12 protein-coding genes are annotated in these 8,500 nt (G+C 63.4%); 9 read left to right on the top strand and 3 right to left on the bottom strand.

Annotation, left to right across the window (positions count from 1 at the left end; all coding sequences use genetic code 11):
• The 4 genes from AC5JJ6_RS27540 to AC5JJ6_RS27525 form a co-directional block, all read left to right on the top strand.
• Positions 1 to 104 (top strand): hypothetical protein (locus AC5JJ6_RS27540; RefSeq protein WP_496045130.1); only part of this gene is annotated, 104 nt, incomplete at its 5' end.
• A gap of 71 nt (positions 105 to 175) precedes the next feature.
• On the top strand, positions 176 to 1,039 hold the full coding sequence (locus AC5JJ6_RS27535) for a TrbG/VirB9 family P-type conjugative transfer protein (protein WP_496045127.1): 864 nt from the start codon (positions 176 to 178) through the stop codon (positions 1,037 to 1,039).
• Complete coding sequence (locus AC5JJ6_RS27530; RefSeq protein WP_496045126.1) at positions 1,036 to 2,148, top strand: TraB/TrbI/VirB10 family type IV secretion system protein; 1,113 nt, start codon at positions 1,036 to 1,038, stop codon at positions 2,146 to 2,148. Before AC5JJ6_RS27535 ends, AC5JJ6_RS27530 begins: the two co-directional genes overlap by 4 nt.
• Positions 2,149 to 2,156: 8 nt before the next feature.
• On the top strand, positions 2,157 to 2,501 hold the full coding sequence (locus AC5JJ6_RS27525) for a hypothetical protein (RefSeq protein WP_496045125.1): 345 nt from the start codon (positions 2,157 to 2,159) through the stop codon (positions 2,499 to 2,501).
• Positions 2,502 to 3,208: 707 nt separating this feature from the next.
• On the opposite strand, the gene AC5JJ6_RS27520 is transcribed toward AC5JJ6_RS27525, so the two are convergent.
• Positions 3,209 to 3,439, bottom strand: coding sequence for a helix-turn-helix domain-containing protein (locus AC5JJ6_RS27520; RefSeq protein WP_496045124.1), 231 nt, complete (start codon positions 3,437 to 3,439; stop codon positions 3,209 to 3,211).
• 394 nt (positions 3,440 to 3,833) lie between these two features.
• Between AC5JJ6_RS27520 and AC5JJ6_RS27515 the strand changes: the two genes are divergently transcribed.
• The 4 genes from AC5JJ6_RS27515 (at position 3,834) to AC5JJ6_RS27500 (ending at position 5,545) form a co-directional block, all read left to right on the top strand.
• On the top strand, positions 3,834 to 4,193 hold the full coding sequence (locus tag AC5JJ6_RS27515; protein WP_496045123.1) for a hypothetical protein: 360 nt from the start codon (positions 3,834 to 3,836) through the stop codon (positions 4,191 to 4,193).
• Positions 4,190 to 4,399, top strand: a complete 210-nt coding sequence (locus tag AC5JJ6_RS27510) for a hypothetical protein (protein WP_496045122.1) — start codon at positions 4,190 to 4,192, stop codon at positions 4,397 to 4,399. The genes AC5JJ6_RS27515 and AC5JJ6_RS27510 overlap by 4 nt, the downstream gene beginning before the upstream one ends.
• Before the next feature lie 373 nt (positions 4,400 to 4,772).
• Positions 4,773 to 5,282 carry a hypothetical protein gene (locus AC5JJ6_RS27505; RefSeq protein ID WP_496045121.1) on the top strand — a complete coding sequence of 170 codons (510 nt, stop codon included), beginning with the start codon at positions 4,773 to 4,775 and terminating at the stop codon, positions 5,280 to 5,282.
• 5 nt (positions 5,283 to 5,287) lie between these two features.
• Complete coding sequence (locus AC5JJ6_RS27500) at positions 5,288 to 5,545, top strand: hypothetical protein (RefSeq protein WP_496045120.1); 258 nt, start codon at positions 5,288 to 5,290, stop codon at positions 5,543 to 5,545.
• A gap of 691 nt (positions 5,546 to 6,236) precedes the next feature.
• On the opposite strand, the gene AC5JJ6_RS27495 is transcribed toward AC5JJ6_RS27500, so the two are convergent.
• The gene (locus tag AC5JJ6_RS27495; RefSeq protein WP_496045119.1) at positions 6,237 to 6,359 is read right to left on the bottom strand and encodes a hypothetical protein; all 123 of its coding nucleotides are present in this window, start codon (positions 6,357 to 6,359) and stop codon (positions 6,237 to 6,239) included.
• A gap of 382 nt (positions 6,360 to 6,741) precedes the next feature.
• On the opposite strand from AC5JJ6_RS27495, the gene AC5JJ6_RS27490 reads away from it, so the two are divergent.
• Complete coding sequence (locus AC5JJ6_RS27490) at positions 6,742 to 7,176, top strand: response regulator (protein ID WP_496045118.1); 435 nt, start codon at positions 6,742 to 6,744, stop codon at positions 7,174 to 7,176.
• Positions 7,177 to 7,359: 183 nt separating this feature from the next.
• Here AC5JJ6_RS27490 and AC5JJ6_RS27485 read toward each other — a convergent pair whose 3' ends face one another.
• A complete protein-coding gene (locus AC5JJ6_RS27485; protein ID WP_496045117.1) occupies positions 7,360 to 8,391 on the bottom strand; it encodes a histidine kinase dimerization/phosphoacceptor domain -containing protein in 1,032 nt (343 codons plus the stop codon).
• Positions 8,392 to 8,500: the final 109 nt, after the last annotated feature.

Below are 8,500 nucleotides of genomic sequence, written 5' to 3'. Positions count from 1 at the left end.
TCGACCTCGAGCAGCACACGCCCCGAACCGGGGCGGAGGCCGAGGCCAACATCTTCGGGTTCGTCATCAAGGGCTTTTACTGGACGCCCCCTCCGGGTGTCTGATCGCCTCCTTCTCAAGGGCGTTTTCTGCCGGCGTGACTACTGTTATGCTGTAGTTATGTTGAGGAGCTGAGATGAGATTTCGTGCCGCCGTCCTGCTTCTGCCTCTCTTGATGGCGGCGTGCGCGGAGCCGCAGTACCAGCCGCCCCTGCCCACTCTTCCCTCCGCCGCATCCCTGCCGGTGCGACCCGTCAGGCCGCCGTCTCCGGACACGCTGCCCAGGCTGGCGCCGGAAGATCCGGTCAAGGCGTCCTTCGCCGCTCTTAGCGAGGGATTGGTGAAACCCCGCCGGGAGTGGTTCAAGGGAGTGACCTATATGCCGCCCTATCATCCCAACCACAGCTATCTCGTCTACATCCCCGAAGGCGGCGTCTCGACATTCCAGTTCAGTCCGGGAGAAAAGCCCCAGCCGGCAACCTGCTCCGACGGAGGCGTGATCCTGTCGCAGTCGTGGTCGAGCATGGGGATCGGACCGTCGAAGTCCTGGGTGTGGAGCGTCAAGGCCAGGATGACGGCGCCGCGCCAGGACTGCACGGTGACCACCAATCAGGGCCTCTACAGCGTCGTGATCCAGCCAACCACCCGGACGCACATCAGCAGGATCCGCTGGTCGGATCCTTATGGCTTCCTGTCCGAAGCCGATCCCGACGCGCCTGAACTCTGCGCCAGGGCCGACATCAACTACCGGCTGGCCGGTGACGAGGGGTCCTTCGGCCTGCGGCCCGGCGATGTCTCCAACGACGGGTCGCACACCTGCATCCGGTTTCCGCAATCGGCCGGTTTCGACCTGCCGGCGGTCTGGCTGGTCGAGGGCGACAATGAGCGTCCCGCCAGCCCGGCCATGATCGACGGCGCCTATCTGATCGACGGCGTGCCGCCCATCATCGAGTTGCGCACCGACACCGCGACACTCCGCATAGAAAGGGCAGTGCCATGACCAGCACCGGTTTTGTCGAGCCGCCGCGGCAGCTGGACGACCCAAGGCCCCCTGTCGAAACGCTGCGAAAATGGCCGTTCGTCGTCATCGGATGCGCTGCGGTCACCGTCCTGGGCGCCGTCACGATCGGTCCGTCCCTACTCCGCGGCGAACCGGAACCAAAGCGGATCGAGCCGGAGCCGCGCCTGAGCCAGCCACGCCCACTGATCGGCATGCCGCTGGACTATTCCCAGATTGTCCCGCAGCCACCCCCTCCACCGCCCCCGGAACCCACCGCCAAGCCGGCGCCGCAGCCCATCGCACAGCAGGCACCTGCTTCGGCGCCGGGATTGACCGGACAGCGAACGGGGCCGACCAGGGCCGACCTGCTGAGGGCGGCGCGCATGGCCGATCTGAAACCCGTGCCGGTGACGGCCGCCGGCTCAATTGGCGAGGACGAGGTCGGCAGCGGCAATGTCGGCGCTGGCGCCGATCACGGCGGCGGTACCGGCGGCGGTACCGGTGGCAAGCTCTATTCCAGGCATGAGTTGACTGACCCCTTCCCCTGCCAGGTCAATGCCGGCGTGAACATCCCGGCGATGACTGAGCAGCGTATCACCAGCGAGTCACCCGGCACAGTTTCCGCAGTCGTCACGCGGGATATTTGGTCGGCCGACAAGCGATGCCTCGCCATCCCGCGCGGAACCCGCTTCATCGGCCGCTACCAGACGCAGGTAGCGGAGGGTCAGGCCCGCCTGGGGATCCTGTGGACCGGCCTGACCCGACCTCCACCGCGCGGCGACACCATCGACCTCGACGACACCGTGGCCGGCGATCCGGACGGCACGGCGGGCGTGACCGGCGAGGTTAACGGCTTCTTCTGGCGCAAGCTTGGCTACGTCGCCGCCGCCAGCGTCCTGGATCTCGGCCGGACCGCGATCACGGCCGGCGGCGAGGGCGGCGTCGGCGCCGCGGTCGCGGGCATTTTCGCTAACCGCGCGTCTTCGCCCCTGGACGAGTGGGCACGACGTCAGTTAGACATACCGCCCGTGATTCAGGTGGAACCGCGCGAAATCAGCATCGTGCTCGCGCAGCATCTGCCCATGGAAGAGTTCAGGCCGGAGAGATAAGGACCACCATGCCGCAGCGTGACGATAAAGTCGGTGTCCATTTCGGACGGATCAGTCAGGCGACATGGGACAGGATCAACGATCAGCCGGGGGCCATCATCGAAAAGGCGGTTCGTTTGCTTGTCGAGGCCCGGCAACAGAATCGGAGCGTTCACTATCCGGCACCCTTGAAGACCGGCATCGCCAAAAAGGTCTGGCTCACGCCGGAAACTGCGGCGCTCCTCGACGCCCTCAGCGACGAAACCGGACACCGCCGGACGGCGCTGATCCTCGCCGGCCTCGATCTTCATTTCGAGGGTGCTTCATCCGGTGAAGCCGCTCATCCAGCCCAAGGCACCACAGGAAGCAGATGAAGACCAGCGAGACATAGCCGCCCCAGGTCCAGAACGCCGCCTCGTAGGGAGCCAGCGCCTTGTTGATCCCGGAGCAGATCAGCTCGACCAGCAGGAGCATCGCCAGAGGAAACACGAAGCGGTTCATGTCAATCCTCTCCTAACATCCTGGATGTCGGTCGACAACGCGGCGCCAGAATAAACCTCTGCCTCCAGGTTCGCACCTGCCGGAAAGTGGCTGCCCCATGGACAGGAAAGAAAGATCCTCTCGCCTGGGAGGCATTCCCCTGGCTGCTGGAAGCAACCAGGGTGTTCTGCGGATGTGGGCGTCAAGAGGGCTCCACCCATTTTCGCCTGGTTCGGCCGCCGGCACTTTTCCGGGAAATCGGGACTGGGCTGCAAACGGGTCCCTGCGAGCGCTCTTGACGTACAGACGTGTTGGAACTGGTCGGCCGCTCGTTGGCGGGCTCGACCATCGGAGACCGTCGAAATGGCCTCTGCCCCGCTTATGCGCTTCCCGGATACGGTGAACCGTGTCGAGGAGGGTGAGCGACACCGGCTCGGCCCGGTAGATACCACGGCGGCATCGGCCGTGGCCGCCGCGATCATCGACAGTCGGCTGAGGATATACTGTAATGTGCTGTCGGTTTTGATCTGATCGATGATGCGCGGCTTGGCCGATTAAATAAACATGCCCTGGCGGTGCAGGACCTTGTAGTGGTAGGGCGTCATGGCTGGCGCTTGGTCACCCCATAGCCATCAGGCAGGAAAACGATTCCTTCTTCTTCCAGCGCCCGCTGTATGCCTTCTATGGTTTCGGCTTTGGCACTTCTCACCGAAACCACGCCGTTTTCAATCCGCTGGATGGCTTGAAGACCCACCCCTGCCCGCTCGGCAAGCTCCCTTGCCGACCAACGCGCCAACGCCCGGCCTGCCCTGATCTGATCCGCCGAAATCACTAAAGCATCCCCTCTGCGCAAAAATAAGTCTCACATGAATTAAAATAGGTCTTGCAAGACCTATGCTTTAAGTGTTAAATTAGCACCTGTAAGACGTAAGCGCAACGGAGCTTAAAATGCTCAGCAATATAGTCTTCAGCGTCGGCAACGAAAACATCTACATCATTGTAATCCTGAGTCACCTGGATGCCAAGTTCGAGGTGGTCACCGAGCTGACCATCTACTACCCGCACACCGGTCGGTATGAGATCGAGGAAACGGGCCGCGAGATCGCCGACGACGAGGACGAGGCGATTGAGGCCGCGACCGACCTGGAGTGGGCGGCTTTCCCGAAACCCTGGAACGCGTCTTTCAGACCAGTACGTCCCACGCCATCGCCGCGGAGTGACCAGCGATGCTGTTTTTCCGTCACGCCTTTCTCACCGGCCTTCTGGCCGCCGGCTTTGCTCCGGCGGCTCCTGCCCGCACCGCCCCGGGCGTCGTGTCGCCCCAGATGGCCGCCTTGATCGCGGAGTACAAGTGCCTGAGTGCGATCGCGGACAGCGTCGACGAGGCCCGGAACCTCGACGCCTGGACCGACGCCGCGGATGCCGCAACGGCAGCCATGACGGTGCTGGTCAACGAGAGGCCCATCACGATTGCCGACTTCGCGGCCAAGTTCCGCGCGCTGCTCGAAGGGACCAAAGACGACAGCGAATTTCATATTTTGCGCCTGCTGGCTGACAACGCCGACGCCCTTGCGAAGGCCCGATGATGGTCCGGCACGAAATCCCGATCGGCCGCACCGGCAGCGCCGAATACCTGCTCAGGGGCGCCTGGGTCTATCGGCGCACCCCCAGCCTCACCCAACGCTACGACACCTTGGAAGACTTCGTGACTGAGATTCTGACCGGTGCCTTGGGCGACTCCTGGCGCGAAACCGACGAAGGCCGGCGCATCATCGACCGCTTTGTCCCCTGATCCAACCGCCCGGCGCCGGAGGTGCTGCCAACACCCCCGGCTCCGGCTCAACACCGGAGTTCTTCCAAGTGCGAACCCAAAATGCGAACTCAAAAGAACAGCGAAACCTATCCCGCCCAGGTGGCTTTGTCCATCCTGGCCGGTTGTACCCCAAGGCACTGCCGCCTGGAGGTGAGGGCTGGCGAACTGGTCAGCACAGCCGAGCACGGCAGTGCCGTCCGCGTCGCTCTGACCCGCAAAGCTGGGAGCGCGAACCATGGCTGAGCGACCGAGTTTTGGCCTGATCGTCACCGATCCCGACGCGCACAGCGCGCGGGTTGTCCGCCATCAGCGCCACCGCCTGTCCCGCGACAGCTTTTGAGGAGCCGGAACCATGACCTACCGTCTCACCCCGGCACAGCGGTGCGTTCTGGCCGACTGCACCCGCACCGCCATCGTCGGCTGGCTGCTGACCGATCCGGACTGCGATCAATTCGCCCGGCGATGGGAGTACAGGGCAACAACCATCCTGGGGTTCAGCTTCAGCCGCTTCACGACGATGGCGATGAACCACCTGGGCAACGACTATCACCCCGGAAGCGTCGTTCCCAATTGCTGCTTCCCGCTGTCGATCGCCGAAGTCTCGGCGCTGGCGAACGACATCGAACTGGAGCTGGCGACCGACGACCAACTCTATGCGGCCGGCATCATCGCGGCCCACAGTCCGTACGGCCAGCCGGACGTTTGCTCGCGCGACTGGCGGACTTATGTCACCATGCTGGAGGCTCTGGGCCTGTCCATCGATCACGGTCCCTGCCCCGGCGGCTGGCGCCATCTGGTGCGCGATCGGCTCCAACCCTTCCGCCGGGCCGTCGCCGCATCTGTCACTGTAGCGGCGGAGTAACCAGCATGGAAAACAAGCACCCTCTGCTCGAAACCGGCCGCATGGCGCGGCTTGGTTGCTTTGCGGCCCTCCCCGGCTCCGGCCCGACTGGTGCGATCTGCTCCCGCTGCGCCCTGCTCGACCCAGACGGCTCCAGGTTCGTGTGCCGCAAGTACCGCATGCTGACCGGCCGCAAGGGCAAGCCGATCCCGCCGGGTACCGCGGCCTGCCGTTACTTTGAGCCGCAGAACACTTTCGCCGCGCCAACCAACCGGAGGCGGTAGATCCAACATTCGCGTACAGTTCGAGCGAGGCGAGTAACGGCGGGTGCGCGGCTTCCCAACCACACCGGCCAAGGGCAGGGACATCCCTGCCCTTTCCGCGTGCCGGGGCGAGTCAGCCGTCTTTGCTCGTCGTCGGCTTACCATTCAGAGGCTTCTGACGGTTCATCAAACTTGCCTGAACACCCCGGTGATCGCACCGCCGAGGAAACTCTCGACGGCATCCCTGGCCCGTTTGCCAATCGAGCGTGTTGCCGATCCTCAAAACCGTCTCCTCGGCGCCGAAGTGGCCAGCGGCCGGGCGGCACCGCCGATCGCTAAATCGCGGGCAAAAACCACCAGGCTGGAAAGAGTGCTCTTGGATCGCGCTGGTTGATGCCGAGGTCAACCGTAAGCCAAAGTTCTCGACAGGCGAGGCCGCCATCGAGTGATCGACCGGTTCGGCGTGTCTGAACGTCAAGACAATTTGCGGCTCGCCTGGAGCCACGCGCAGGGTGTCGAGCCGGGCAGCGGATCGGGGTTTTCCATCCCGAGCATGGCGAAGCCGAGCTATTAATTGTCTTGACGCCCACAGGACCAATACCTTGTTGGCATATTCCCGGCGAGGGGTCGTTTTCTTCGTAAGTTGTCAATGATACCTGTTACAGGGTGCGATCCTCGGAGGCGCCCGCCCCCGTCAGCTCGAGGTGCTCCGTTATCGCGCGGCCTCCGCCGCCAGCTCACGAGCATCGGCGGAGAGGACACGCAGGACATAGAATTCGGTGTCGTTCTCGGTGGCCGGGATCAAGGCCTCGAACTTGGCGTGGTACTCGGCCATATCGGCGGGGCGCTGGTCGAGCAGGGCCTCGAGCGCGCGGCTCTCCAGATCGCCCGCTGCGTCCTGGGAGACTGGGTCCGTGACATCGTCGGCGCGGCCAGGATTTCCGCACAGCGCCGGTCGTCGCCAATGAAGTGCACCATCTGCCCACGGTTTTTGCTGCTCTCAAGGTGGATGGCTAGGGGTGAAGCCCTTCCTGCTCGACAATTGCGCTCGCCATCGACAGCACTCACCGCGCCAGGTTCTCCCTGGCGATGGCTGCCACTGGAACGTGCGTCAGACCTGACGCATAGGGCTTACCGCTTTTTTGAAACTCAGGTCGTAACCTCCTGTTAACGACAATGGCTACATCGTTCATGACCCGTTTTGAAGGTTGCGCTTCATGTCGCCCGCCGCTCTACCCAGCCCCAGCAGCAAGCCCTCTGCTGTTGCCCGTATTCTGATCTGCGAGGACGATCCCTTCATCGCCCTGGGCTGGGCCGGGCTGCTCACCGATGAAGGCTACACGGTGGTCGGTCCGGCGTACAAGGCCGAGAAGGCTTTGGAGCTGGCGTACCGACATCTGCCGACCCTGGCGCTGATTGACATCGACCTGGGCGGAACCATCGACGGCATTTCCGTCGCTGCCGAGCTGGCTCCTCTGGGTGTGTCTGTCATTTTCCTGACCGCCGACTACCAGAGGGCGGGTGTGGAAGGGCGTGAACTTGCCGCGGATATTCTGATCAAGCCGGTCGTGGAGGACACCGTTCTGCAAGCGGTTGCCTCAGCCCTTCAGCGGAAGATGATCAGCGTCGGCGGAAATGCCCTGTCCGCTTGACAGGTCCGACTTGGCCTTCCGTTAAGCCGGAAGGCGCTTTGCTGGCCCGAGGGTGTCGAGAGGCATACGTGCAGGTATCGGTCGGCGCCGCATTCTGCTGATTAAGGCTCCTCCTGGGGTTCGGGACACTGGAAAGGTGAGTATTTCTACAAGGCGGGCCGCCGGCCTGGCCCCCCGTGCCGACTAGCTGAGCGTACCCGATGCGGCCGAATGCTGAAGAGGCGGCACCGACGGTGCCAGGCAGCTCGGGGCTGGAAAGCGCATCTCTACGCATACGCCGGCATCGCCCGTTATCAGAACCGTGCCGCTGAGCTGAGTAGCGAGCCGGTGCACCAGCTGTTGCCCAAGACCACGCCCGGGCGGCTGGTCCTCATTCAGGCCGACGCCATTATCCCGAACCCGCAGAATGAATGTGTCGGCCCGCTGAACAAAGCTGATCTCGATTCGCCCGGACTGGGCCCCGGGAAAGGCGTATTTCAGCGCGTTGGTCAGCAGTTCGTTGATGATCAGCCCAAGGGGCAGGGCACACTCAAGCGTCAGCGTAACCCGATCCAGCTGTTCTGTGATCGTGATCGGCCGCTCACCCACCAGCGCAGTCCGCAGATCGTCGACCAGGCTGGACAGAAAGTCGTGAGTGTCAACGACCGCGGTGCTGTCGTGGTGGGACAGCCGATCATAAACCCGGGCCAGCACGGTGATGCGCTCCATCGCCACTCCCAGTGCCTCCCGGGCTTCCGGACTGCTGGTCTTGTGGCGCTGCAGCGACACCAGCGAGGTGAGGATCTGGAGATCGTTCCTGATGCGGTGATTGACCTCGTGAAGCAGCAGGTCCTTCGCCCGCTCGGCCGCCCGTGCCCGTTCCATAGCCCGTCGCAGCGCCCCGGTCAGTCCGGCGATCAGCCCGCCGATCCCGACATAGAAGCCAAGCGAGACAGCGACATGAGTGTTGAGGGTGAGGGTGCCTACGGGTTCGACAAAGAAGTAGACTACCAGCCCGGCACTCAGGAGGGTGGCGTACAAAGCGGTACCGGTATTGAACAGCACGGCCGCTAGGAAAACAGCCGGAACAAAGAGCAGAAAAGGTGACGCAGTAAGAAGGCTGCCCAGCATCATGCGCACAGCGCAGACCATCAGGACCAGGAGAGTTGTCAGGCCATAGCGAGCGGCAAATGGCAATCGGCTGGTAGTCGAGGTCCTGAGAAGAAGTGCTTCCATCATGTGCCTCATGCCCACCTGTTAACGACACCATACTAGCGGCCCAGGAAGCGGCACGCCCACAACAATCATCATGTCGTGGAGCAACGAAGCGCCCAGCACCTCATGA

The sequence above is a fragment of the Skermanella sp. genome, from assembly GCF_059503625.1.
This window is presented reverse-complemented; position numbering and strand designations above follow the sequence as displayed.

Bases quoted from the DNA above. Each gene is read 5' to 3' on its own strand.
- AC5JJ6_RS27510 (WP_496045122.1), top strand. From the start codon at position 4,190: ATGATGGTCCGGCACGAAATCCCGATCGGCCGCACCGGCAGCGCCGAA.
- AC5JJ6_RS27530 (WP_496045126.1), top strand. From the start codon at position 1,036: ATGACCAGCACCGGTTTTGTCGAGCCGCCGCGGCAGCTGGACGACCCA.
- AC5JJ6_RS27525 (WP_496045125.1), top strand. From the start codon at position 2,157: ATGCCGCAGCGTGACGATAAAGTCGGTGTCCATTTCGGACGGATCAGT.
- AC5JJ6_RS27490 (WP_496045118.1), top strand. From the start codon at position 6,742: ATGTCGCCCGCCGCTCTACCCAGCCCCAGCAGCAAGCCCTCTGCTGTT.
- AC5JJ6_RS27500 (WP_496045120.1), top strand. From the start codon at position 5,288: ATGGAAAACAAGCACCCTCTGCTCGAAACCGGCCGCATGGCGCGGCTT.
- AC5JJ6_RS27495 (WP_496045119.1), bottom strand. From the start codon at position 6,359: ATGGCCGAGTACCACGCCAAGTTCGAGGCCTTGATCCCGGCCACCGAG.
- AC5JJ6_RS27485 (WP_496045117.1), bottom strand. From the start codon at position 8,391: ATGGAAGCACTTCTTCTCAGGACCTCGACTACCAGCCGATTGCCATTT.
- AC5JJ6_RS27515 (WP_496045123.1), top strand. From the start codon at position 3,834: ATGCTGTTTTTCCGTCACGCCTTTCTCACCGGCCTTCTGGCCGCCGGC.
- AC5JJ6_RS27505 (WP_496045121.1), top strand. From the start codon at position 4,773: ATGACCTACCGTCTCACCCCGGCACAGCGGTGCGTTCTGGCCGACTGC.
- AC5JJ6_RS27535 (WP_496045127.1), top strand. From the start codon at position 176: ATGAGATTTCGTGCCGCCGTCCTGCTTCTGCCTCTCTTGATGGCGGCG.